This window comes from Nocardia sp. NPDC056000, assembly GCF_042269265.1.
In the GTDB taxonomy this organism is placed as follows: Bacteria; Actinomycetota; Actinomycetes; order Mycobacteriales; family Mycobacteriaceae; genus Nocardia.
The window spans coordinates 330,120-353,751 of sequence record NZ_JBHJXS010000010.1; the positions used below are offsets into that span (position 1 = coordinate 330,120).

21 protein-coding genes are annotated in these 23,632 nt (G+C 66.8%); 10 read left to right on the forward strand and 11 right to left on the reverse strand.

Annotation, left to right across the window (positions count from 1 at the left end):
• On the forward strand, nt 1-444 hold the full coding sequence (locus tag ACFC4D_RS29050; protein ID WP_376068126.1) for a PaaI family thioesterase: 444 nt from the start codon (nt 1-3) through the stop codon (nt 442-444).
• A 13-nt stretch (nt 445-457) separates the two neighbouring features.
• Here ACFC4D_RS29050 and ACFC4D_RS29055 read toward each other — a convergent pair whose 3' ends face one another.
• From ACFC4D_RS29055 to ACFC4D_RS29080, 6 genes are all read right to left on the reverse strand, one after another.
• Nucleotides 458-1,924 carry a peptide MFS transporter gene (locus ACFC4D_RS29055; protein WP_376068128.1) on the reverse strand — a complete coding sequence of 489 codons (1,467 nt, stop codon included), beginning with the start codon at nt 1,922-1,924 and terminating at the stop codon, nt 458-460.
• 169 nt (nt 1,925-2,093) lie between these two features.
• Complete coding sequence (locus tag ACFC4D_RS29060) at nt 2,094-3,050, reverse strand: exopolyphosphatase (protein ID WP_376068130.1); 957 nt, start codon at nt 3,048-3,050, stop codon at nt 2,094-2,096.
• On the reverse strand, nt 3,051-3,593 hold the full coding sequence (locus ACFC4D_RS29065; protein ID WP_375965082.1) for a DUF501 domain-containing protein: 543 nt from the start codon (nt 3,591-3,593) through the stop codon (nt 3,051-3,053).
• Nucleotides 3,590-4,267, reverse strand: coding sequence for a septum formation initiator family protein (locus tag ACFC4D_RS29070; protein WP_375965080.1), 678 nt, complete (start codon nt 4,265-4,267; stop codon nt 3,590-3,592). The genes ACFC4D_RS29065 and ACFC4D_RS29070 overlap by 4 nt, the downstream gene beginning before the upstream one ends.
• Nucleotides 4,268-4,371: 104 nt before the next feature.
• Nucleotides 4,372-5,658: a phosphopyruvate hydratase gene (eno, locus tag ACFC4D_RS29075; protein ID WP_364641965.1), complete on the reverse strand. Its 1,287-nt coding sequence runs from the start codon at nt 5,656-5,658 to the stop codon at nt 4,372-4,374.
• A gap of 91 nt (nt 5,659-5,749) precedes the next feature.
• The gene (locus ACFC4D_RS29080; RefSeq protein ID WP_375965078.1) at nt 5,750-6,508 is read right to left on the reverse strand and encodes a lytic transglycosylase domain-containing protein; all 759 of its coding nucleotides are present in this window, start codon (nt 6,506-6,508) and stop codon (nt 5,750-5,752) included.
• Nucleotides 6,509-6,730: 222 nt separating this feature from the next.
• Between ACFC4D_RS29080 and ACFC4D_RS29085 the strand changes: the two genes are divergently transcribed.
• The 6 genes from ACFC4D_RS29085 (at nt 6,731) to ACFC4D_RS29110 (ending at nt 13,882) form a co-directional block, all read left to right on the forward strand.
• Nucleotides 6,731-7,813 (forward strand): TauD/TfdA family dioxygenase, encoded by a 1,083-nt coding sequence (locus tag ACFC4D_RS29085; RefSeq protein ID WP_375965075.1) that lies wholly within the window; start codon nt 6,731-6,733, stop codon nt 7,811-7,813.
• Complete coding sequence (locus tag ACFC4D_RS29090) at nt 7,810-8,799, forward strand: ornithine cyclodeaminase family protein (protein ID WP_375965073.1); 990 nt, start codon at nt 7,810-7,812, stop codon at nt 8,797-8,799. The genes ACFC4D_RS29085 and ACFC4D_RS29090 overlap by 4 nt, the downstream gene beginning before the upstream one ends.
• A gap of 37 nt (nt 8,800-8,836) precedes the next feature.
• The gene (locus tag ACFC4D_RS29095; RefSeq protein ID WP_376068132.1) at nt 8,837-10,210 is read left to right on the forward strand and encodes a Y4yA family PLP-dependent enzyme; all 1,374 of its coding nucleotides are present in this window, start codon (nt 8,837-8,839) and stop codon (nt 10,208-10,210) included.
• Between the two features lie 50 nt (nt 10,211-10,260).
• Nucleotides 10,261-11,418, forward strand: coding sequence for a PLP-dependent cysteine synthase family protein (locus ACFC4D_RS29100; RefSeq protein WP_376068133.1), 1,158 nt, complete (start codon nt 10,261-10,263; stop codon nt 11,416-11,418).
• Nucleotides 11,415-12,812: an MATE family efflux transporter gene (locus ACFC4D_RS29105; RefSeq protein WP_375965067.1), complete on the forward strand. Its 1,398-nt coding sequence runs from the start codon at nt 11,415-11,417 to the stop codon at nt 12,810-12,812. The genes ACFC4D_RS29100 and ACFC4D_RS29105 overlap by 4 nt, the downstream gene beginning before the upstream one ends.
• A 131-nt stretch (nt 12,813-12,943) precedes the next feature.
• On the forward strand, nt 12,944-13,882 hold the full coding sequence (locus tag ACFC4D_RS29110) for a phosphodiesterase (protein WP_375965064.1): 939 nt from the start codon (nt 12,944-12,946) through the stop codon (nt 13,880-13,882).
• 12 nt (nt 13,883-13,894) lie between these two features.
• Here the strand turns inward: ACFC4D_RS29110 and ACFC4D_RS29115 are convergent, their stop codons facing one another.
• Complete coding sequence (locus tag ACFC4D_RS29115; protein ID WP_376068135.1) at nt 13,895-15,355, reverse strand: stealth family protein; 1,461 nt, start codon at nt 15,353-15,355, stop codon at nt 13,895-13,897.
• A gap of 512 nt (nt 15,356-15,867) precedes the next feature.
• Between ACFC4D_RS29115 and ACFC4D_RS29120 the strand changes: the two genes are divergently transcribed.
• Together ACFC4D_RS29120 and ACFC4D_RS29125 are read left to right on the forward strand one after the other, a co-directional pair.
• On the forward strand, nt 15,868-16,254 hold the full coding sequence (locus tag ACFC4D_RS29120; protein WP_376068137.1) for a hypothetical protein: 387 nt from the start codon (nt 15,868-15,870) through the stop codon (nt 16,252-16,254).
• Between the two features lie 147 nt (nt 16,255-16,401).
• Nucleotides 16,402-16,977 carry a TerD family protein gene (locus tag ACFC4D_RS29125; RefSeq protein ID WP_375965058.1) on the forward strand — a complete coding sequence of 192 codons (576 nt, stop codon included), beginning with the start codon at nt 16,402-16,404 and terminating at the stop codon, nt 16,975-16,977.
• A 76-nt stretch (nt 16,978-17,053) separates the two neighbouring features.
• Here ACFC4D_RS29125 and ACFC4D_RS29130 read toward each other — a convergent pair whose 3' ends face one another.
• The 3 genes from ACFC4D_RS29130 to mfd all read right to left on the reverse strand — a co-directional run bounded on the left by ACFC4D_RS29130 (nt 17,054) and on the right by mfd (nt 22,241).
• Nucleotides 17,054-17,758: a sensor domain-containing protein gene (locus ACFC4D_RS29130; RefSeq protein ID WP_364641995.1), complete on the reverse strand. Its 705-nt coding sequence runs from the start codon at nt 17,756-17,758 to the stop codon at nt 17,054-17,056.
• A gap of 104 nt (nt 17,759-17,862) precedes the next feature.
• A complete protein-coding gene (locus tag ACFC4D_RS29135; protein ID WP_376068247.1) occupies nt 17,863-18,528 on the reverse strand; it encodes a MazG family protein in 666 nt (221 codons plus the stop codon).
• Between the two features lie 95 nt (nt 18,529-18,623).
• The gene (mfd, locus tag ACFC4D_RS29140; RefSeq protein WP_376068139.1) at nt 18,624-22,241 is read right to left on the reverse strand and encodes a transcription-repair coupling factor; all 3,618 of its coding nucleotides are present in this window, start codon (nt 22,239-22,241) and stop codon (nt 18,624-18,626) included.
• A gap of 140 nt (nt 22,242-22,381) precedes the next feature.
• On the opposite strand from mfd, the gene ACFC4D_RS29145 reads away from it, so the two are divergent.
• Entirely contained in the window at nt 22,382-22,792 is a 411-nt protein-coding gene (locus ACFC4D_RS29145) for a DUF1801 domain-containing protein (protein ID WP_376068141.1), read from the forward strand.
• On the opposite strand, the gene ACFC4D_RS29150 is transcribed toward ACFC4D_RS29145, so the two are convergent.
• On the reverse strand, nt 22,793-23,440 hold the full coding sequence (locus ACFC4D_RS29150; RefSeq protein ID WP_330184966.1) for a TetR/AcrR family transcriptional regulator: 648 nt from the start codon (nt 23,438-23,440) through the stop codon (nt 22,793-22,795).
• Nucleotides 23,441-23,632 lie beyond the last annotated feature (192 nt).

Below are 23,632 nucleotides of genomic sequence, written 5' to 3' on the forward strand. Positions count from 1 at the left end.
ATGACCACCTGGCAAGCCGTGAATCCGGACTTCGCCGACCTCGTTCCGGCCGTGGTGCTGAGCATGCCCGCGGCACAGCATCTGGGCTTCGAATTCACTCGCGTCGACACCGGCGCGGTCGAACTCGTGCAGCCGCATCGGAGGGAGCTCACCCAGCACGACGGCTACTTCCAGGCCGGGGTGCTGGGCGCACTGGCCGATTTCGCCGCGGGATCAGCGGCGGGGACGCTGCTGCCGCCGGGCTGGGTGAATATGACCATCGACTTCACGGTGAAGATCCTGGCGCCGGCGAAGGGGCCGACGGTGCTGGCGCGCGGGCGGGTGATCAAACCCGGTGCGCTCATCACCATTGCGGCGGCGGATCTGTTCACCGGCGATGAGCACGAAACCCTGTGCGCCACAGCGCTGGTGACCATGCGCAATATCCGGCTCGCCCAGCAGTGAGGGCCGACCCGGATTAGTGCACGCCCTCCATATGGCGGCTCACCCACGGCGCGATCGCCCAGACCGCCGCGCCGACCGCGATCGTCACCAGACCGGTGATGCCGAAGTACGCGAGTTCGTGCGAGGGATCGTAGAACTTGGAGAGCACGCCCGACATCGAGGTGCCGATGCCGACCGAGAAGAAGTACAGCGCCATCATCTGCGCGCGGAAGGCATTGGGGGCCAGCTTGGTGGTGACCGCCAGGCCGATCGGCGAGAGCAGCAGTTCGGAGATGGCGAAACCGGCCAGCACCGCGAACACGAACAGGATCGGCACCGTCTTGCCCTCGGTGCCGGAGTACAGCGCGAACAGCATGAACGCCGCGCCCATGCCGAGCACACCGAGCGCGAACTTGCGCGGGGTGCTCGGGGCGCGATTGCCCAGCCGGGTCCACAGGATCGCGAACAGCGGGGACAGCGCGATGATCCACACCGGCTCCATGGAGCCGATCCAGTTGGACGGTGCGGTCCAGCCGAACACATTCCAATTGATGCGCTCATCGGAGTAGACCGCGAGCACGGTGAAGATCTGCTGGAACAGCGACCAGAACACCGCGTTCGCGATGAACAGCGGAATGAAGGCGCGCACCCGGGTGCGTTCCACCGCATCGACTTTCGGGCTGGTCAGCATGATCGCGAAGTACACGATCGAGGCCAGCACGATCACGCCGGTGGTCATATCCGGCAGATTCGACAGCGTCAGCACACCGGTCAGCGCGGCCACCGCGACGATCACCGCGAGCACCGCCACCACCAGCAGGGTGCGCGGAATCTCGGTGCGCGGCAGCGGATTCGGCACCTCGCGACCGTGGGTGCCGAGATTGCGGCGGAACACCACGTACTGGGTCAGGCCCAGCGCCATACCGATGGCGGCCGCACCGAAGCCGTAGTGGAAGCCGACATGGTCCTGCAGTACGCCGGTGATCAGCGGTCCCGCGAAAGCGCCCAGGTTGATGCCGAGGTAGAACAGCGTGAAACCGCCGTCCGCCCGCGCATCGTTCTTGTCGTAGAGCGTGCCCAGCAGTGAGGACGCATTGGCCTTGAGCGCACCCGAACCCAGCGCCACCAGCACCAGACCCACACCGACACCGGTCAATCCGGGCAGTACGGCCAGGGCGATATGTCCGGCCATGACGACCACGCCGCCGTAGAAAACCGTGCGCTCCATCCCCAGCACCCGGTCCGCGATCCAGCCGCCGAGCACCGTGGAGAGATAGACGAGCCCGCCGTACGCGCCGACAATGCCGGTCGCCGTGGACTTCTCCAGCGCCAGGCCGCCATCGGTAGTGGAGTAGTAGAGGTAGTAGCCCAGGATCGTGACCATGCCGTAGAACGAGAATCGTTCCCACAGCTCGACGCCGAACAGATTCGCGAGACCGATGGGATGTCCGAACAGGGTGCGTTCGGAGACCGGTTTCGCGTGATGCGCTACTCCAGACATAGCTCAGACCCTCCCATATTGGGCAATCTGACAGCAACCTCAGTTGTTAACCTGAGTCACAACCATATGGCGAAAGCCCTGGTAACAGCCGTGAAGCAGCAGGAGTTCGGTTTGCCGGCGCGTGTCCGAATCGGTAAAAGCGTCCCCGGCACGCCGCGGACGCCCCGAATCAGGCGATCGACAGCGCGATACCGTCCAGAATGTCGTGCTCGCTGATGATCAGTTCGCCGATGCCCGCGCGCCGCGCCAGCTCATCGGCCAGAACTTCGGCGATCACCGCGCCGCCGCCGATCACATCGACCCGGCCCGGATGCATCGGGCCGAGCGCGGCTCGCTCATCGTGGTTCATGCCGATCAGCCGATCGCACACCTTGCGCAGCTCGCCCAGCGAGAGGCGGGTGAGATGCACCCGCTCCGAATCGTATTCGGGCAGGTCCAGGGCGACCGCGGCGAGCGTTGTCATGGTTCCGGCGACACCGACCCAGGTGTGCGCGCGCTCCACCGGCACCACGCCGAACGCCTGCGCCAAACGCTCGGAGGCGAAGAAACGCGCGGCCGCCACCTCCTCGCGGGTGGGCGGATTGCCGTGCAGGCAGCGCTCGGTAATGCGCACGCAGCCGATATCGGCGGAGTAGGCGGACTGCACGCCCTCGGCATCACCCAGCACCACCTCGGTGGAACCGCCACCGAGATCGACGACCACGAAAGGTCCGGCCTCGCTGGACAATTCACCGACCGCACCGGCGAAGGACAGGCGCGCTTCCTCGTCACCGGTGATGACCTCGGCCTGTGCGCCCTCGACCACGCGGCCGAGTTCGGCGGCGGTCATGGCGAAGAAATCCTCGCGATTGCTCGCATCGCGGGTGGCGGACGTCGCGGTCATGCGGACCCGGGTCACCCCGTGCTCGACCATGAGATCCACGTAATCGTGCAGTGCCACCCGGGTGCGCTCGATGGCCTCGGGATTCAGGGAACCGGTGGCGTCCACGCCCTGGCCGAGGCGGACGATGCGCATCTCGCGGTGTACATCGGTGAGCTTGGGCGATGCGCCATCCCGGATCACATCCGCGATCAGTAGTCGGATGGAGTTGGTACCGCAGTCGATCGCGGCGATCCGGTCGCTCATCTATTCGCCCTCTGCCGCAGGATTCTCGTACTTGGGCCAGTCTGCCGGAATCGCGGTGCCGCGCAAGCCATGCGCTGCGGCGAGCGCGACGGCCTCGTCGCCCAGCGGGTTCACGCCGGGCCCCTTGGCCAGCGAATGCGCGATCAATACATGCAGGCATTTCACCCGATCCGGCATACCGCCACCGGCGAAATCGGTGCCCAGATCCTCGATGGCATTGCGCTCGGCGAGGTAGCTGTCGTACGCGGCGCGATATCCGGCCGCCAATTCGGCGTCGTGCGTGAGCCGTTCGGTCATCTCGCGCATGATGCCGGTGGTCTCCAACCGGCTGGCCTCGGCGGTCAGCCGCGGATCGGTCAGGTAGTACAGCGTCGGAAACGGTGTGCCGTCGGGCAGTTTCGGCTGTGTCTTCACCACGGCGGGCAGGCCGTCCGGGGTGTGATAGGCGATCTCCAGTACGCCGCGCGGCTCGCGCCCCAATTGCTTGGCGACGATCTCGAGATCCCGCTCGCTGGGTGTGCGGTGGCTCTCGGATGCGGTCACCTCGGTTGTCCTTCCTGAATGGGGGCGGGCGGATTCGGCGCGGGCGGCGCCGGATTCGCGGCTGGGGCGGCACTGGGCTGCGGCTGCGAAATACTGCGCCACAGTTCCGTGTACCAGGGGTCCGGCTCGCGCGTCTTGGCGGGCGGGACGGGTACCGCGGGCTGTTCTATCCCGGGCACCTGGACGATGTACGGCGTCTCACCGGGCAGCACCAGGCGCAGCCGATCCCGGGCCTCGGCCCGGATATAGGCCGGATCCTGTTGCTGCGCACGGCGATCCCGCAGTTTGGCGACATCGTCCTGTAGTTGCTCGCGCTGCGCGGCGAGCGAAGCGGCCTCGGCGCGCTGGGTGAAATAGGTGCGCAGCGGCACCGCGAGGGTGAGCGCCAGCCCGCACAGCACCGCGGCGAGCAGAATCGCGCGGCCCGTGGACAGGCCGAGGATCTTATGTTCGTGCCGTTCGGATTTGGCCCGCGAGGCCCGCCGCGCGGTGGCCGATTTCGCGGCCGAACGGCGCTTGCTCACACCGCTGCCGCTCGCCGAACCCGATGCGGTGCGCTTGGCCGCCGCGCCGGAGCGCGGTTTGGCCGCACCGGATCGGGGCTTGGCCGAACGCGACGGGCGGCGGTCACCGCGTCCTGCCGGACTGGTACCGCGCGCCCGTCGCTCCGTCATCTCACACCTCGAAACTCAGCGGATTTGCCCAACTTCCGGGGGTTGTCCGAACCAGGTCCCGCAACCCCGTACGCCCGGCAGGTGCCGAGTCACCGCTCGATTATTCAGCCTTCGAACGCGAAACGCGGGAAGGCGACGTCACCGGCGTAGCGCGCCGAGTCACCGAGGGCGTCCTCGATGCGCAGCAGCTGGTTGTACTTGGCGACCCGCTCCGAGCGCGCGGGCGCGCCGGTCTTGATCTGACCGGAGCCCACGGCGACCGCGAGATCGGCGATGGTGGTGTCCTCGGTCTCGCCGGACCGGTGGCTCATCATCGTCTTGTACCCGTTGCGGTGCGCCAGATCCACGGCGTCCAGGGTCTCGGTCAGGGTGCCGATCTGGTTGACCTTCACCAGCAGCGCGTTGGCCGCGCCCTTGGCGATGCCCTCTTCCAGACGCTCCGGGTTGGTGACGAACAGGTCGTCGCCGACCAGCTGCACCTTGTCGCCGATGGCGTCGGTGAGCGCGACCCAGCCGTCCCAGTCGTCCTCGGACAGCGGATCCTCGATCGAGACGATCGGGAACTGGGTGATCAGCTCGGCGTAGAAGTCGTTCATCTCGGCGGCGGTGCGCACCGAGCCCTCGAACTTGTAACCCGAACCGGCGGTGTAGAACTCGGTGGCCGCGACATCGAGCGCGAGCGCGACATCGGTGCCGAGCTTGTAGCCCGCCTTGTCGATGGCGATGGCGATCAGGTCCAGCGCGGCGCGGGTGCCCGCGACGTCCGGCGCGAAACCGCCCTCATCGCCGAGACCGGTGGACAGGCCCTGGGCCTTGAGCACCGACTTGAGCGAGTGGTAGACCTCGGTGCCCCAGCGCAGCGCCTCCTTGAAGGTGGGCGCGCCGATGGGGGCGATCATGAACTCCTGGACGTCGACGCCGGTATCGGCGTGCGCGCCACCGTTGAGGATGTTCATCATGGGAACGGGCAGCACATGGGCGTTCGGTCCGCCGATGTAGCGGAACAGCTCCAGGCCCGAGGATTCGGCGGCGGCGCGCGCCACGGCGAGCGAAACACCCAGCAGCGCATTGGCGCCCAGACGCGACTTGTCCGGGGTGCCGTCCAGATCCAGCAGGGTCTGATCGACGGTGCGCTGTTCGACGGCGTCCAGGCCGATCACGGCGGGCGCGATCTCGTCGAGGACGGCCTCGACGGCCTTCTGCACACCCTTGCCGTTGTAGCGGTCGCCGCCATCGCGCAGCTCGACGGCCTCATGCTCGCCGGTGGACGCGCCGGACGGCACGGCCGCGCGAGTGAGGGTGCCGTCGTCGAGAGCGATCTCGACCTCGACGGTGGGGTTGCCACGCGAATCCAGGATCTCGCGAGCTCCGACCTGTTCGATGATGGCCACGAAACGACACTCCTTCGGCTGCTAACTCGGCAGGTCGCACGGCAGTCCCGTGCTGAGCCGAGCCTAATGCACGCCGAAACCACGAGAACTATCAGGCGGAACGGCCCACGCTGTAGGCGGCGGCGCGGTAGCGGACCTTGTTCATATAGGCGGTGGATTGGTTGTAGGTCATCAGGGCCTGCTGCCAGCCGGGCGCTTCGCCGAGGTTGCCGCCGCTGGCGCAGAGATAGCGTGCGGCGGTGAGGGCGGCGTCGTCGATATTGTCCGGATCGGCGATACCGTCGCCATTGGCGTCGACGCCCCAGTGCTGCCAGGTTTCCGGGATGAATTGGAACGGGCCCATGGCGCGGTCGTAGACCGGATCACCATCCATCTTGCCGCCGTCGGTGTCCGGAATGTGCGCGACATCCGGTCCGCCGTCGAGCGCCACGCCGCGGATGGGTGGCGAAACCTTGCCGTCCTGGGCCACTTTCGCGCCGTGATAGGTGCCGTGCCGACTCTCCACACTCGCGATTCCGGCAATGGTGGTCCAGCCGATACCGCAGTCCGGCCGGGATCTGGCCATGACCGCGGCGGCGTAGCCGTACGCCTCCAGCGCCACCTCGGAGATGCCGAGGGCATCGGACTGCTGCTCCGCCCACCCGCGCAATTGAATCGCGCTGCGGCCCGGGGCATCCAGATCGATCACCGGCAGCGGCGTCCCGATGCCGGGCGGCATGGAATCCGGCACCGGGGTGAGATTCGTTGTACCGCAACCCGTCAGCAGTACGAGAGCGAGCGCCGAGCCCAACAGGCCGACGCGGGACGATATGGCGCCGGCGGCGGCTTTCTCGAAACGCACCCTTCTCATCATCCAGATAGTTCGCTCGTTCAACCACGAACGTGAACGCCCACCGGCGGGAGTCGTCCCGATCGATGCGCTTCGGTTACCGTTCGCACTCGTGCTTTGATACTTCTCAGCTATCTTCTCGACACGTTCTTAGGTAAGCCTTGCCAAATTTGGCGCTGCCCGATACCTTCGCTCGGGTACCGAAATCCGCTTGTCACCTCTGAGGCCAGGAAGGTAACCCCCTTGGCGAAAAGCGTTCTCTCCGAACGTAAGACGCTTCACCCATCGGAACTCGAACGACGCGAACTGCCGGAGGCCGCCGGACACGCCGTGCGTGCCCTGGCGGATGAGATCGCCGTCACAGTCGGGATGAACCCGGCGATTGCCACCACGCTCGGCAACCCGGGCCTGCTGCACCACATCGACACCCGCTTTTCCGAATTACCCGAGGAAGTGCACCGCGCCATGCGCGCCCCCGCCACCTCCGCGGGCGTCACGATCATCAGCCGGTTACCGCTCAGCGACGATGAACTCGGACAGACCCCGATCGACTGGCGACAGGCCGCCGCATGGGCCGGGGAGCCCGAGCGCGCCCATTCCTCCTTCGCGCTGGACCTCACCATGTTGCTGCTGGCGCGCTGCGCGGGTGAGCCTTTCGGCTGGCAGGGCCAGCAGGGCGGGCGACTGGTCAACAACATCCTGCCCACGCCCGGACACGAACAGGAGCAGTCCGGGGCCAGCAGCACCACACTGCTGAGCCCGCATACCGAGGACGCCTTCCATCCGCGCCGCGCCAATCTGCTCATGCTGGGCTGCCTGCGCAATCCGGATCGGGTCGGCACCACGGTGTCCTCGGTGCGGCGAGTGGAACTGTCTGCGGCACAACGGGATCGACTCTCGCACCGGGAACTGCCGATTCTGCCCGATGTGTCCTACGGCACCGATTTCCCGGAGCAGGAGACCCCGGCCATCGCCACGCTCGGCACCGATGACGGTCGGCTGACGCTGCGCTACGACCCGGCGTACACCCCGCTCGCGGACGCCGATGACGAATTCCGCTCCGCCTACGATCATCTGGCGACCGAACTCGAAAGGGTCTGCATCACCGCCGCTTTGACCCCGGGGGAACTGTTGCTGGTGGACAATGACGTGGTGGTGCACGGACGGGTGCCGTTCACCCCCCGCTACGACGGCACCGACCGCTGGCTCAAGCGAGTGAACATCAGGCTGCCCCAGCGCCGCCGTGATGCGTCCGAAGCCGCCGAGACCGGATACGGCCAGCGGGTGGTGGCGCCATTCCGCATGATCCGAGGTAACCGCACGTGAACAGCCGACCGACCCCGCTGCGTGTACTCAGTCGCAGCGATCTAGCCGATGTCCCGATCAGTCCCGCGGAGGTGGTGCGCGCCGTGGAGGACGCGTATCTCGCCTTCGCGGCGGGAGATTCGGATAATCCACGCAAGCTCAGCGTCGCCCATCCGGACGGCTGGTCGGTGGCCTACGCCATGCTCGGCCGCGACGGCCGCCGCCGGGTGGTGGCCATGAAGACCTCGTACAAATTCGATCCGCATCACGACCGCTCCACCAAGCGGTACTACACCACCATCACGCTGTACGACGATGCCACCGGTATGCCGCTGGCGATGATGGACTGCGCACGGGTCGGGGCGCTGCGCACGCCCGCGGTCTCGGCGCTGCTGGTGCGCGAGACCGCCCGGCCGGGTGCGCGTTCGGTGCTGCTCATCGGCACCGGCACCCAGGGCCGCAACGCGCTGCCGCACCTGCTCGCCGCGAATCCGCAGCTGAACCGGCTGATGCTGTACGGCACCCATCCCGAGGGCATCGAATCGGTGTATCAGCAACTGCTGCACCATAATCCGCAGGCCGAACTGGAGCTGGTGAGCGATCCGCACGCCGCCGCCCGCACCGCCGATGTCATCCTGGCCACCGCCGGGCCGGGCACCCAGGTCGCCATCGAGGCCAAGGATCTGGCCCCCGGCGCGACCGTGGTGCTGGTCGGCTACGGCCTGGCCCCGTCCACGCTCACCGAGGCCGATCGGGTGATCGCCACCAGCGCCGAGCAGATGGCGCTCACCGGCACCGATATGGCCGGACCGGACGGGCGACTACGCAGGGTCGACGCTGAGCTACCCCAGGTGCTCAATCACCGCAGCGTCGGCCGGACCTCCGATGAGGAACGAATATTCGTCTACAACAGCGGCCTGGTGCTCACCGATATCGCGGTCGCGCACGCACTCGCGACCCGCGCCATCGCCGAGGGTCGCGGCACGGAAGTGGCGCTATGGGATTGAACCGCGCCGACACAGTAGAAAGGGGACAGCCCGGCAGATGGATATCACCGATCCCGCCGAGCTCACCGAGATAACCGCCACCCCGATGCCCGCGCACCGGGACGAATGGGAAGAACTGCTGCTCGCGGACACCGAATTGCTCGGCCGCATCGCGAGCACGATCGACGGCGCGTTCCATGTGCTGTTCCCGGCGCGAATTGTGCAGAACATCAAGGCGTTTCAGGACACCTTCGTCCGATACGGGGTGAACGGGCGGATCTACTACGGCAAGAAGGCCAATAAGGGCGCGAGCGTCGTGCGGGCCTGCCGCACCGCCGGAGCCGGGGTGGACGTGGCCAGCGTCGGCGAATTCCGAGCCTCGCTCGGCGACGGTATCGCCGGGACCGATCTGGTGGTCACCGGACCCGCGAAATCCGATGCGCTGCTGGCCCTCGCGGTCCGCGAGGGCGCGCTCATCGCGGTCGACGGACCGGATGAACTCGACCATCTGCACGCCATTGTCGCCGCCATCACCGCCGCCGGGCACGAACTCACCGCGCGAATCCTATTGCGCGTACTGCCACCCGGATCGCACAGCCGATTCGGCCTGACCGGCGAGGAACTCGACCTGGCCGTGAAACGCGTCGATCCGAATTCGATTTCCCTGGAAGGCTTCAGCTTTCATCTCTCGGGCTACCGGTCGATCGCGCGTGCCGAACTCGCCGCCGCGCTGATCCCGCGCTGCCTCGAGGCGCGGGGCCTGGGCCATCGGGCCGACACCCTCTCCATCGGCGGCGGATTCGGGGTGGACTACGTCCCCGAGGCCGCCTGGCGCGCATTCATCGACGGCGTCAATCCCGCCTGGTTCCACGGTGATCGAGCGCCCGCGCCCGATTCGTACTACCCGTACCACTGCCCCGAACCCGGTCCGGACATGCTCGCGGCGATCCTGCGGCACGACGATCTGGGCGACCGGCTGCGCACCGCGGGCATCACCCTGGCCATCGAACCCGGCCGGGCGCTGCTGGACCGCGCGGGCAGCACCGTTTTCACCGTGCAGGGCCGGAAAACCCGTACCGCACATGGCCGGGACTATCAGATACTCACGGTGAACGGCACCAGCCTGAGCCTGTCCGAACAATGGTTCAACACCGAATACCTCCCCGATCCGGTGCTCTGGCCGCGACACACCGGGGATATGACGCCCGCCTGCGTAGGCGGCACCACCTGTCTCGAAGACGATATGCTCAGCCGGCGGCGGATTCCGCTGCCTCGCCCGGCCGAAATCGGCGACCTGCTGATCTACCCCAATACCGCGGGTTATCAAATGGACAGCAATGAATCGGCCTTCCACGATCTGCCGATTCCGCCGAAGGTCGAATTGTCCGCCTCCGACGGGAACGCACAGTTCGGATGGCGTTTCGATCGATAGCGTCGAACAGCATTTATCCGCATTCACACCGATCGCAAGGAGATACCTTCATGCCTGTTGTCACCACGCGCGTGACAGACCTCATCGGGCATACGCCGCTCTTCGAATTGGCCGTCACCGATACCGGCACCCGGCTGTTCCTCAAACTCGAGAACATGAATCCCACGGGGGCCGCGAAGATTCGGATGGCCCGCGCCATGGTCGACGATGCCGAAGCGCGCGGGCTGCTGCGCCCCGGCGGGCATATCGTCGAATCCACCTCCGGCAATACCGGTTTGGGTCTGGCCGTTATCGCGGCCGAACGCGGGTATCGCTTCACCGCGGTGGTCGATCATCACGCCTGCCGCGACAAACTGCGAACGATGAAGGCGATGGGCGCGGAACTGGTATTCGTCTCCGACGGCGATGACGACAATCTCTCCACCTCGGCGCGTGAGGAACTCGCCGAGCGACTGGCGCTGGAGGAGCACGCCGCCGCGGTGGCGGCGGGCGAAGTCCCGAATGTGTACTTCACCGAACAGCACAACAATGATGCCAATCCGGTCGGCTACTACGAACTCGCCGAGGAACTGCTGGCCGATCTCGGCCGGGTGGACGCGCTGATCTCGGCGGTCGGCACCGGCGGTTCCATGTTCGGCACCGCGCGGCGGCTGCGCGATCTCGGGCACGAACCGCTGCTGTACGGGGTGGAACCGGTGGGGTCCATCGCCTTCGGCGGTCCGGCCGGGCCGTACTGGCAGTCCGGCACCGGCACCCCGGAGGGCGCGGATCCGGGCAAGATCGTCGCCGAGGATCTGGGCCTGTTGAAGGAGGGCGTGAAGGTTTCCGATGTGGAGGCGTTCGCGACCGCCCGGGTGGTCGCGCGCAAACTGGGCCTGATGATCGGCGGGTCGGCGGGCGGATCGGTCTTCGCGGCCCTGGAACGGATGGACGAGTTCCCGGCCGGGTCGGTCGTGGTCAGCATCGTCTGCGACGGCGGCGAGAAGTATCTGGACACCGTCTTCGACGACGACTGGATGAGCGACCGGGATCTGCTGGATTCCGAGACCGAAGGTAAGGTCGCGAAAATGCTGGACAGCTACGCGCCAGCGCGCGATCAGCAGCCGCGCGCCGCGACTCGGCACACCGAGGACACCCATGCGATCCTGCTGCCGCAGGGCGCCGCCGAGGTGGCCGTCGCATCCGCGAACGGGGCTGCGGGCAAATGAATTTCGGCCCTCGGCAATCGGACGGACGTCAGCTCACCGCGCTGGCCACGCCGATCGCGCTGACGCAACTCGCCCAGGTGGCGGTCTCCACCACCAATATCGCGCTGATGGGCACGCTCGGGGTGCGGCAGGTGGCCGCCGGTGGCCTGGCGCTGGTGCTGTTCAACCAGATCCGCACCATGTGCGTCGGGTTGATCACCGGTACCGGCAATCAGGTGGCGACGGTGGTGAGCCGGGGCGAGAAGGGCAGTCACGCCGTCGAACGCGAGGTGCGGGAGGTGGTGCGGTCCAGTTTCCTGATCGCCACCCTGGCCGGATTGCTCGGCGGCGCACTGCTGATCGGGCTCGGCTGGGCGCTGCAATGGCTCGGACAGGACGCGGCGGTGCTCGCCGAGGCGCGGCCCATGATGGTCGCGCTCGCACCGGGACTGCTGCCCTGCCTGTGGTTCCAGGTGCTGCGCCAGTATTCGGTCGGTATGCAGCGACCGCAGGCGCTGCTGCTGGTGACGCTCGGCTCGGTCGCGCTGAACGTGGCGCTGGCGCTGGCGTTCATGCACGGCTGGCTGTTCCTGCCCGAACTCGGGCTGACCGGAATCGGCGTGGCCACCTCGCTGGTCTTCCTGATCACCTTCGGGGTGTTCTGGGCCATGGTGCGCCGGGACGCGAAACTCGGTGCGACACTGCCCGTTCGCATGTGGCCGGTGCATTGGGCCACGGTGCGCGACGAACTGAAACTGGGTACGCCGATCGCGCTCACGTACGGGTCCGAGGCGGGCATGTTCTCGGTGCTGGCGCTGGTCATGGGCAGCCTGGGGGCCGCGGCGCTGGCGGCGCACAATGTCGTCTATCAGATCGTGTACATCGTGTTCCAGGTGGCGATCGGGCTCTCGCACGGCGCGTCGATCCTGGTGAGCAAGGCCGTCGCGCGCGAGCGGTACTCGCACGCGCGGTCGGTGGCCTGGCTCGCGCTGCGCTACGCGGCGATCATCACCGCGCTCACCGGCATCGTCTATGTGGCCGCACCGGATTGGGTGCTGCTGCCCTTCCTGGACGACACCGATGCCGCCACCGTCGCGCTCGCGCACACCCTGCTGCTCATAGCGATCGTGCTGCAATTCTTCGATTCGGCGCAGAACATCGGCGTCGGACTGCTGCGCGGGCTCAAGGACACCAAGGCGGGTTTCCGGCTGTCGCTGGTGGGGTATTGGATTGTGGGATTACCCACCGCATTGCTACTGGCATTCCCCTTGAATCTGGGGGCCGCGGGTGTGTGGTGGGGCCTGACCGCCGGGCTCGCCACCACAGCTGCCCTGATGCTGCGGCGCTACTTCACGCTGCTGCACGCGCGTGAACAGGAACATCCCCGAGTGCTGGCCGGTAGCCTCGGGCATTGAGCCGTCACGCAAACCTCACCTTCCCGCAAGCATGCCGTCACTGGGCGTGGGCAATCTGGTGTAAAAGGCTTCGCTATTCTGGCTGACGGAATCGGCAAGCCGAGGGCACACACCATCCGGGGAGGATGTCCGTGTACATCGCGAGAGTCGCTGAATATCCGAGGGCAGACCATGTGCTGTTCCATTTCAGCGACACCCACCTGATCGCCGCAGACGCCGATCTCTACGGGGACGTCGACGCGGAGGCCCGACTCGGCCAACTGCTCGGCGAGGCCGAGGCGAGCCATATCAAACCCACCGCGATCGTCTTCACCGGCGATCTCACCGATCAGGGCGAACCGGGCGCGTACCGCAAATTGCGCGCACTGGTGCAGCCCTGGGCCGACCGCATCGGCGCACCGCTGGTGTGGGTGGCCGGAAACCATGACGATCGAGCCGCGCTGCGCGTGCACATGCTCGACGAAAAGGGTTCGGGCGCACCGCTGGACGCGGTGCACATGTTCGACGGGCTACGCGTGATCGCCCTCGACACCACCGTGCCCGGACACCACTACGGTGAGATCACCGACGGCCAATTGGCCTGGCTGCGTACGGTATTGGCCGAGCCCGCGCCGTTCGGGACCATTCTGGCCATGCACCATCCGCCCATCCCCTGCGTACTGGATCCGGCCGTCTCGGTGGAGCTGCGCGATCAGCGCCGCCTCGCCGATGTGCTGGACGGCACCGATGTGCGCGCGATTCTGGCCGGGCACCTGCACTTCTCGACCAGTGCGACCTTCGCCGGAATTCCGGTGTCGGTCGCCTCGGCCACCTGCTACAGCCAGGATCTGGCGGTGCGGCAGGGCGGTATTCGCGGGCGTGACGGCGCGCAGGCGTTCAACTACGTGCACATCTACCCGGACACCGTGGTGAACTCGGTGGTGCCGATCGGCGCGGGCAGCACCGTCGGCGAACCACAGACCCCGGAGCAGGCGGCCCAGCGGCTCGCCGACGCCGGGATCGTGATTCCACCGGCCGCGGGCATCCCGCACGTACTGCGCCGGCGGGACAAGGCCACCGAGGCCGGCTGAACCGAATTCGGTTCAGGCGGCGCCCGATTCGAACGCGGCGAGCGATCCCGTGATCGAATCGGGCTTCTCCCAGGGCGCGGGCTCCGGGAAATAGGTCTCCAGGAATTCCGAGACCGCGCGCACCCGTTCGGCTTCCGGGACCTCCGGGAAACTGCCGTCGTTGAGGCAGAAGAAGTCCACATTGCGCCGCCTGGCCAGCCCCTCCAGCAGAGCCAGACCGGTGTACATGGTGGTGTCCACGTAGCGCATCTTGGCCGCCTCCTGCGGTACCGCGCGGCCGGTCAGCAGGGCGTAATAGTGGTACAGCGAATTGGTCACCGAGATATCGGTGGCGGCGCGGAACCGGCTGGTGCGGGTGCGGGCGAAATCCTCCGGGAACGCCTGCTCCATCTCGTGCAGCACGCTGCGGCGCAAGGGCACCGGGGTGTGCTCCAGATGCCTGGTGATCATATGCCCGAAGCGGCCCTGCAATAACTGCCGATTCATGCGGGCGGCATTCTCGAAACCGCTGCGGCGTTCATTGTTGGCGCCCGGGCCGATTCGCGTGCCCGCCTCGATATAGCGGCTGATCCCGCCCGGGGTGAAGAACATGGACGGGCGCACCGGGCGCGCGAAGAACATATCGTCATTGGAGTACAGGAAATGCTCCGACAACCCCTCGATATGCTGCAATTGGCATTCCACCGCATGGGAATTGAAGACCGGCAGCCCGCTGACATCCGGGAAGTGGTCGACGGCGCGCACGACCGTCACCTTGGGATCGTCGCCCAGCCACTCCGGCACCTTGGAATCGGTGGCGATGAAGATGCGGCGGATCCACGGCGCGTTCTTGTGCACCGAGCGCAGCGCGTACCGCAACTCGTCGATCTGCCGGATGCGGGCGTCGGCGGCATCACCCTCGCCGACCACCACCTGCGCCAGCATTCCCGCACGGCGAGCGCGGAATTCGGGATCGGTGCCGTCCACCCAGGAGAAGACGATATCGATATCGAAGCCGACATCGCCCGGATGCGGGGCGAACATGCCGGTCAGGGTGGGCCAGCTGGTGTCGTAGAGCAGGACGGTGCTCTGCTCCACATCGGCGAGGTCGAACACATTGCGGGTCAGCGCGTTCGGGCGCGGGCATTCCACGGTGTCGCCGTGGTACTCCCACAGCTCGATATCCACGTGGTGCGCGGTGTCCAGATCCCGGCCCAGCCGGAACACATTGTGCTGCTTCTCATTGCAGATGAACCCGGCCACCATGGCGGCGCCCAGCACCCGTCTGAGCGCGGCTCTGTGCGCGGCGTCGACCGCCAGCACCAGCCGATGGTCGGAGTCGCGCACCAGCAGGTACGGCACCTCCGCCGCTATCATCTCCGCGCGCAGATGGCGCAGATCGTCGAGCACCGCGCTCGACGTACCCAGATTCGCCACGCTCGCGCCTGGCGTCCATGTCCCCATGTCCGGCTGCTGCCCCGAACCCATATCCATCACCGGTCTCCGCTCTCTTCGTGTTCTCACCTCACACGCCTCACCTGCACCGCAGCAGCCGCCCAGCCGTCGCCGGGAGCGCGAAAACCGTTGCGCGCCATACTTTCGATGCTGCTGCGTTCGTCTACGCCGAGTGGCGGACGGCTTCACCGGGCGGTCATCGGCCGGTTACTCGCATGACCCCGTTTGGTCGGGGGACTGTAACGAATGATGCATTCGTTATCGCCGCTAGTCAATCTATTGCCACGCAGGTCCGATGGTGTTTTCACACACGTAACGGACAAGTGGGACGTCCCGGGCGTTCCGAGCCGCGCTCGCGGAGGCCAGCGGGCAACGGCGGCAACGGCATACACTTGTCTCAGCACAGTCCAGCCCACTGTGCTTTACCCGATCGTGAGGTGACGAAGATGGTAGCCGGAGCGCGGGCGCGACAAGAGTCCTCGACGGAAGGCCCGGAAACGGAACACCCGGAACTGCCCATCCTACCCGAGTGGCCATTGGACACTATCGGGGTGCTGGTGACCACCGATCCCGCCCCGCACGCCATTCCGGTCTCCTGGCCGGTGCGCGCGGGCGACAGCCGGATTCTGCTGAGCCTCAAGTCCGATCGCGGATCGCTGGCGCGGCTACGCGAACGCCCCGAGGTGGCGCTGCTGATCCTGGGCGGCGGCAATGTGGCGCTGTGCGCCCGCGGTCGCGCCGAGATCGTGGCGGATCCGATGCCGGGCGCGGACGATTACACGGCGGTCGCGATCGAGGTGTCGGTGATCGATGATCATCGGCAGTCGGCGTTCGCGGTGGCGGCCGGAATCCAGCGCAATGTGATCGATCCAACGGAATTGCGCTACTTGGAGAAACGCGTGGCCACGCTGAAATCCATGGCGTCCGAAGGCAACTGAACGGCGCCGCCCGTCGATTAATTCGGACATTCCAGACATAGTGTCCCAACCGAAACCCCAGCGCGAAAATGAACGCGCACAGTGGGTCCCCGGATCGACCATAATCGGGAAGGGATGCGGTGTGAATGCGCCGCGGGGAAGGAGATCATGTCTGTCAGCTTGGCCAAGGGTGGAAACGTTTCGCTCTCCAAACAGGCCCCGAACCTCACCAAGGTCGCCGTCTGCCTGGGTTGGGACGTTCGCACGACCACCGGCGCGGACTACGACCTGGATGCCAGCGCGATGGCCTGCGGACCGAACCAGCGGGTGCTGTCGGATGCGCATTTCGTGTTCTACAACAATCTGCGCTCGCCGGAAGGCACCATCGAGCACACCGGTGACAACCTCACCGGCGCCGGCGACGGTGACGACGAGGTGATCAATGTCGATCTGGCAGCAATGCCCCCGACGATCACCAATATCTTCTTCCCGGTATCGATCCACGACGCCGACGCTCGCCGCCAGTCCTTCGGACAGGTCCGCAACGCCTACATTCGCGTTGTCGACGCGGCCACCAGCTCCGAGCTGGCCCGCTTCGACCTCACCGAGGACGCCTCCACCGAGACCGCCATGGTCTTCGGCGAGCTCTACCGCAACGGCCCGGAATGGAAGTTCCGCGCCATCGGCCAGGGCTACGCCTCCGGCCTCGGCGGTATCGCCCGCGACTACGGCGTCAACGTCTAACCGAGCGTCGCACCGAAAACGCCACCCCGCCGAACAACTCGGCCGGGTGGCGTTTTTCATTGTCCGGAGTCGGGAATCAGTTGAGCTGGCGGATTTTGGCGGCTATGCGGTCGGCGATGGGGGCCGAGGTGCGGGCGTCGGCGTAGGCGCAGCTGGAGACCTCGATGACGGCGTTGCCCTGGGTGCGGATGGTGTCCGAGCAGACTCGGGTGCTGCCGGTGAAGGTGAGGGTCCAGTCGGCGGAGACGGCGGACGGGTCGGTGTTGTGCGGGATGGCGGTGATGCGCATGACGCTGGGGGCGCCGTTGCCGGTTTTGGGGGTGGCGGTCAATTGCTTGCCGTTGCAACCGGACAGGACGGCTCGGTACTGGTTGACCAGGGCCTCGGCCACCAGGAAATTCTTGTAGGTGGAGACGGTCTCGTAGATGGTGTGCTGCGGACTGTCATCGGCCTCGCGCAGCGAACGCAGGCGGAAGCCGGTCCACTTGTCCGCGTAGACATCCAGATCGGCGGTGTACTCCATGGGCCCGCATTCGGCGGGCTGATAGGTGAGGTTCGGGGTGGTGGGGACGGTGTTCTCGAACTTCTGCACCAGGGCGGTGGAGGCCACGATCTTGCCGGCGTCATCGGTGGAGAGCAGCACATCGGGAATGCGATCGGCGCTCAGGCGGGCCATTTTCACCACCGCCGGATCGGGAGCGGCGACACCGCTGACCACCTTGCCGCACCCCGTCACCGCGAACAGCAGCGCCAGGCACACCGCGACCATTCGCCCCTGCATCGGCCCTCCTCCACACCCGAAAACAGCAGAAGCATAGCGGTCGGGCGCAACGACCCGCCCGGCGTGAATGCGGCGATCAGGTCACAGCCGACCCGCGTCCGGCATCACACCGGCCAGTAGGCGCGCCACTGCTCGGGTGTGAGGGAAAGTCGTTCGCCGCGAGCGGCTTCCGCCGCATCCTCGGCCGCGCGAATGGCGGCGGCGAAGGCGAGCGTGGCCTTGCGCAGCCGTTCCTCGGCGCTGTCCGGACCGCCGAGCCGGACCATCCGCAGCTCCAGCGGAATCAGATCCTCCGGCAGTCCGGCCTTACCGCTGCGCGAGCGCACCTTCTCCGCCAGCGCCAAAGCCGGTTGGGCCATGGCGATTCCGTCCAGACAGGAGCGCCGCGACTTCTCCGCGGTCTTGCGCTCCTCCCATGCCGCCTCCTGCGCGGCGATCTTGGACGCCATATCGGCGGCCGGATCGATGCCGTTGTCGAGCAGATGCGGACTGCGATGGGTCAGCTTGACGACCAGTGCGGCCGCCACCTCGGCGACCGTGAATTCCCCTGCGGCCTCGGCGATTCGGGAGTGGAACAGCACCTGCAACAGCAGATCGCCCAACTCCTCCTTGATGGTCTCGGCATCGGCGTCCTGAATCGCGTCGAGGAGTTCATAGGTCTCCTCCAGCAGGTACGGCCGCAGCGAATCATGGGTCTGGGTGACCTCCCAGCCGCCGAAATTCCACAGCCGATCCATCACGTCCACGGCCTCGCCGAGCGCCTCGGTCATGCGCGCGGTATCGGCGGTCAACTCCGCCGCGGACACCGCGTGCGCCGAAAGTCCCTGCGCCACAGCCGCAGCCGCCTCATCGTCACGCGCGGAGGTCATCGGGCGGTGGCCGCCTCCGGCGAGATGCGCACATCCACCGCGCCGGGGGCTTTACCGTCCAGCGCGAGCAGCAGGTCGGCGACGAACTGGAGCACCTGCACATCGCGGACGCGGGCCGCGCCGACGCTGTCCTCCACCCGGGGCAGCGGCAACTGCACGATGCCGGTGGCCGGACGGTAGGTCGCGTTCGGGTAAAGGCGCTTGAGCCGCAACTGTTTCGAGTCCGGCAGCTGCAACGGCGCGACCTTCAGGGTGGTGCCGGTGACGCCGATCTCGGCGATCTTGTACTCCCGCGCCAGCAGCCGCAGTTTGGCGACCGAGACCAGGCGGCCGACCTCCACCGGCAGCGGGCCGTAGCGGTCGACGAGTTCCTCCACCACCGCGGCCAGACCCGAATCATCCTGGGCGGCGGCCAGTTTGCGGTAACCCTCGAGCCGCAGGCGGTCCGAGGCGATGTAATCCGGCGGAATGTGGGCGTCCACGGGTAGGTCGATCCGCACCTCGCGGATCTCCTCGTCGACGGTGATCGGGCGGCCGTCGGCGGCGGCGCGATACGCCTCCACTGCCTCCCCCACCAGGCGCACGTACAGGTCGAAGCCGACGCCCGCCACATGTCCGGACTGTTCCGCGCCGAGCACATTGCCCGCGCCGCGAATCTCCAAGTCCTTCATGGCGACCGCCATACCCGCGCCCAGATCCGAGTTCTGCGAAATGGTGGCCAGGCGGTCGTACGCCGTCTCGGTCAACGGCTTCTCCGGCGGGTACAGGAAGTACGCGTAGCCGCGCTCCCGACTGCGACCCACGCGCCCGCGCAACTGGTGCAGCTGCGAAAGCCCCAGTGCGTCAGCGCGTTCCACGATCAGCGTATTGGCATTGGAGATATCCAGACCGGTTTCGATAATGGTGGTCGAGACCAGCACATCGTATTCGCGCTCCCAGAAACCCTGCACGGTCTTCTCGAGCGTGTCCTCGTTCATCTGCCCGTGCGCGATCGCCACCCGCGCCTCGGGCACCAGATCGCGAATCCGCTTGGCGGCCTTCTCGATCGAGGACACCCGATTGTGGACATAGAAAACCTGGCCGTCACGCAGCAGCTCACGACGAATGGCGGCGGCCACCTGCTTATCGTTGTACGCGCCCACATAGGTGAGCACCGGATGCCGTTCCTCGGGCGGGGTGAGAATGGTCGACATCTCGCGAATACCGGCCAGGCTCATTTCCAGGGTGCGCGGAATCGGCGTCGCGGACATGGTGAGCATGTCCACGTGCGTGCGCAGCGCCTTGATGTGCTCCTTGTGCTCGACGCCGAAACGCTGTTCCTCGTCGATAATGGTGAGGCCCAGGTCTTTCCAGCGAATACCGGTCTGCAGCAGCCGGTGCGTGCCGACCACGATATCGACGTCGCCGGAGGCCATGCCCTCGGTGATCTCGCGCGATTCGGCGGCATCGGTGAAGCGGGACAGGCCCTTCACGGTCACCGGGAATCCGGCCAGCCGATCGTGGAAGGTCTGCAGATGCTGTTGCGCCAGCAGGGTGGTCGGCACCAGCACGGCGACCTGCTTACCATCCTGCACCGCCTTGAACGCCGCGCGCACCGCGATCTCGGTCTTGCCGTAGCCGACGTCACCGCAGATGACGCGGTCCATCGGGACCGCCTTCTCCATATCGGCCTTCACCTCGGCGATGGCGGTGAGCTGATCGACGGTCTCGGTGAAGGCGAACGCGTCCTCCATCTCCACCTGCCACGGCGTATCCGGACCGAAGGCGTGTCCCGGCGCGGCCTGGCGGGCGGCGTAGAGCTGGACGAGTTCGGTGGCGATCTCGCGAACGGCCTTGCGCGCCTTGCGTTTGGTGTTCTGCCAATCCGAACCGCCCATCTTGGACAGACTGGGGAGTTCACCGCCGACATAGCGGGACAGCTGATCCAGCGAATCCATCGGCACGAAGAGCCGGTCCCCCGGCTGGCCGCGCTTGCTCGGCGCGTATTCGATGACCAGGTACTCACGCCGCGCGCCGCCGACCGTGCGCTCGATCATCTCCACGAACCGGCCGATGCCGTGCTGATCGTGCACGACCATATCCCCGGCCCGCAGCGCCAGCGGATCGACCTGATTGCGGCGCTTGGCCGCGAGCTTCTTCCCCTCGCCGGGCGCGGTGACCCGGTTGCCGGTGAGATCGGATTCGGCGACCACCACCAGCTTCGCGTCCTCGAAGATGACGCCGTCGTGCAGTGAACCGCAGAGCACCCCGACCAGCCCGCGCACCGGTTCGGCCCCGGCCGCGAGGGCGGCGGCGGGCACCTCGGCCTCGCCGAGCCGCTCCAGAATGCGTTGCGCCGTACCGTGTCCCGCGACCACGATGACCGCGCGGCCGCCGGTGGAGACGTGCGCGCGCAGCGAGGCGAAAATGGTGGCGACCAATTCGTCCGAACCGCGCGCCGAGGGCGCGGACTGCACCGGCAGCACGATCTCGTCCGGATGGTCGGCGATCAGCGGGCTCAGCGTCCACCAGGGCAGGCCGCGCTTATCGGCATCGGCGTGCACCACGTCCAGGCCGCGATAGGCCGAGGCCGCCAGATCCAGACCGTGCGCGCCCAGCGGGGCCGCACCGCCGAACGAGGCCGCGGTCCAGGACGCCTCCAGGAATTCCTGCCCGGTGCGCACCAGATCGGCGGCGCGGGTGCGCACCTTCTCCGGATCACACAGCAGCACATGGGTATCCGCGGGCAGCACCTCGGTGAGCAGTTGCAGCTCCCCCGGTTGCAGCACCGGCAGCAGCGCCTCCATGCCCTCCACCGGAATGCCCTGGGAGATCTTCTCCAGCATCTCCACCAGGGCCGCGTCGGCCGGATTCTCGGCGGCCACCTCGGCGGCGCGCTCGCGAAGATCAGTGGTGAGCAGTAGCTCCCGGCAGGGCTGGGCTATCGCGAGCTCGATCGGCACATCGTGGATGGAGCGCTGATCGGCGACCGAGAAGGCGCGCAGCTCACTGATCTCATCGCCCCAGAACTCCACGCGCACCGGATGATCCGCCGTCGGCGGGAAGAGATCGAGGATGCCGCCGCGCACCGCGAACTCACCGCGCTTGCCGACCATATCGACGCGTTCGTACGCGAATTCCACCAGCCGGGCGAGCAATTCGTCGAAATCGAACTCCGCGCCGACCCGCAGCACGATGGGTTCGAGGTCGCCGAGCCCGCGCGCCATCGGCTGCATGAGCGAGCGCACCGTGGTCACCACCACGCGCAGCGGTTCGCCGTAGATGGTGTCCTCGGGATGCACCAGCCGCCGCAGCACCTGCAGCCGCTTGCCGACGGTGTCCGCGCCCGGGGACAGCCGCTCATGCGGCAGCGTCTCCCAGGATGGGAATATCGCGACCCCCGCGCCGACGATTTCGGTGAGCTCGGCGGTCAGATCGTCGGCCTCGCGCCCGGTGGCGGTCACCACCACCAGCGGTCGCTCCCCGGCGATGGTCGCGGCCACGAAGGGCCGCGCCGCCGAGGGTGCGACGAGCATTGCCGAGGCCCGTCCGATCAGCTCTTTCACCTGCTGCAAGGAGGTATCGGCACCGGCCACCGCAGCCAGTCCCGCGAGAGGTGGACGTTGGCTCGACATGAGGCAGACTCCTGGGCGCGCAGAGAGCGGGTAGGACAGCTCAACGAGTCTAATCACCCGGACCGACAGCGGTGGCTCCGCCTCACTGGCCTGCGGGCGAACCCGGGAGCACCGGGGGTGATTCGTGCTTTGATGTCTATATGTCCTATGTGGTCGATCCACGGGTGGATGCCTATATCGACGGACTACCCGAATGGCAGCAGCGGATCTGCCGGCAGGTGCGCGATATCGCGCACGCGGCGGACCCTGCGGTCCAGGAGACGATCAAGCGGACGGTGCAGCCGTACTTCGTGCTCGACGGCAATATCTGCGCCCTGCTCGGCACCAAGAAGGCGCTGGACATCTTCCTCTACGACGGCGGCATCGTGGCCGACCCGCACGGCATCATCACCGGCGGGCACGACAACAAGACCGCGCGCATGATCGCCGTGCACGAGGGCGAAACCCTCAACGCCCCAGCCCTTCTCACCATGTTCAAGCAGATCATCGCCAACAACCGAGCGGGCGGCTGGCGACGGCTCAAACGCGAGAATCCCGATATGCCCCGATGACTACTGCACGTAGCGGCGGAGGCGGCGGGCCGCGAATTCCCTGAAGTACGCGACCTTTTCGTCCGGAACGATGGACGGGAGCAGGAAGTACCAGGCCCGTTCCATGCGGGTCGCCATCTGATCGATGGTCTCGGTGCTGACCGCGACCATGTGCACGCCGGTCGTCACCTCCTGCAGCAGCAGGCCGATGGTCTCCGGATCCAGGTCGGGCTCCAGATCACCCTGTGCGATAGCGCGTTCGGCGAGCAGCCGGTGCGTCTCACCCCAGGTCTTGGCGATGTTCTCACCCGTCGCGCCGCGGTAGTCGCCGATCTGGTGGGTCAGCTTGAGCATCGCGCCGACCATCGGATCGTTCATGGTCAGATCGGCCACCACGTAGGTGATTCCGATGCACGCCTCCAGCGCGGGCACGCGCGGATCGAAGAAGCCCTGACAGGCGCTGATCAGTCGCTCATTGCCCTGATCGACCACGGCGCGCGCCAGCTCCTCCTTGGAGCCGAAGTGAAAGTACAAGGCGCCCTTGGTCACATTCGATTGTGCGATGATCTCGGACAGGGACGCGTTCGCGTAACCCAGTCGCAGAAAGACATCGGCCGCGCCCGCGAGCACGGAATCGCGAGTGATCTCCGCACGCGCTTGCCTAGCCATCAGATCCGCCTGTCATCAAACCAGCCATCCTGAAGTAGACCGACATCCTGAAGTTGACCGACATCACAGTTCGAACAGCACTCGAAGGATGGGTGAACCGTACCACCCGGCTGCCGTATGCCAGTCGATTCGAGCATTCGACCCGTCCTCCTTCGCAATTCGCTGGTTAACTGTCCAGTTCCGCCGCTGTGC

Bases quoted from the DNA above. Each gene is read 5' to 3' on its own strand.
- ACFC4D_RS29150 (WP_330184966.1), bottom strand. From the start codon at position 23,440: ATGGCTAGGCAAGCGCGTGCGGAGATCACTCGCGATTCCGTGCTCGCG.
- ACFC4D_RS29055 (WP_376068128.1), bottom strand. From the start codon at position 1,924: ATGTCTGGAGTAGCGCATCACGCGAAACCGGTCTCCGAACGCACCCTG.
- mfd (WP_376068139.1), bottom strand. From the start codon at position 22,241: ATGTCGAGCCAACGTCCACCTCTCGCGGGACTGGCTGCGGTGGCCGGT.
- ACFC4D_RS29135 (WP_376068247.1), bottom strand. From the start codon at position 18,528: ATGACCGAGGCGCTCGGCGAGGCCGTGGACGTGATGGATCGGCTGTGG.
- ACFC4D_RS29080 (WP_375965078.1), bottom strand. From the start codon at position 6,508: ATGAGAAGGGTGCGTTTCGAGAAAGCCGCCGCCGGCGCCATATCGTCC.
- ACFC4D_RS29100 (WP_376068133.1), top strand. From the start codon at position 10,261: ATGCCTGTTGTCACCACGCGCGTGACAGACCTCATCGGGCATACGCCG.
- ACFC4D_RS29130 (WP_364641995.1), bottom strand. From the start codon at position 17,758: ATGCAGGGGCGAATGGTCGCGGTGTGCCTGGCGCTGCTGTTCGCGGTG.
- ACFC4D_RS29050 (WP_376068126.1), top strand. From the start codon at position 1: ATGACCACCTGGCAAGCCGTGAATCCGGACTTCGCCGACCTCGTTCCG.
- ACFC4D_RS29125 (WP_375965058.1), top strand. From the start codon at position 16,402: ATGTCTGTCAGCTTGGCCAAGGGTGGAAACGTTTCGCTCTCCAAACAG.
- ACFC4D_RS29115 (WP_376068135.1), bottom strand. From the start codon at position 15,355: ATGGATATGGGTTCGGGGCAGCAGCCGGACATGGGGACATGGACGCCA.
- ACFC4D_RS29105 (WP_375965067.1), top strand. From the start codon at position 11,415: ATGAATTTCGGCCCTCGGCAATCGGACGGACGTCAGCTCACCGCGCTG.
- ACFC4D_RS29070 (WP_375965080.1), bottom strand. From the start codon at position 4,267: ATGACGGAGCGACGGGCGCGCGGTACCAGTCCGGCAGGACGCGGTGAC.
- ACFC4D_RS29095 (WP_376068132.1), top strand. From the start codon at position 8,837: ATGGATATCACCGATCCCGCCGAGCTCACCGAGATAACCGCCACCCCG.
- ACFC4D_RS29060 (WP_376068130.1), bottom strand. From the start codon at position 3,050: ATGAGCGACCGGATCGCCGCGATCGACTGCGGTACCAACTCCATCCGA.
- ACFC4D_RS29145 (WP_376068141.1), top strand. From the start codon at position 22,382: ATGTCCTATGTGGTCGATCCACGGGTGGATGCCTATATCGACGGACTA.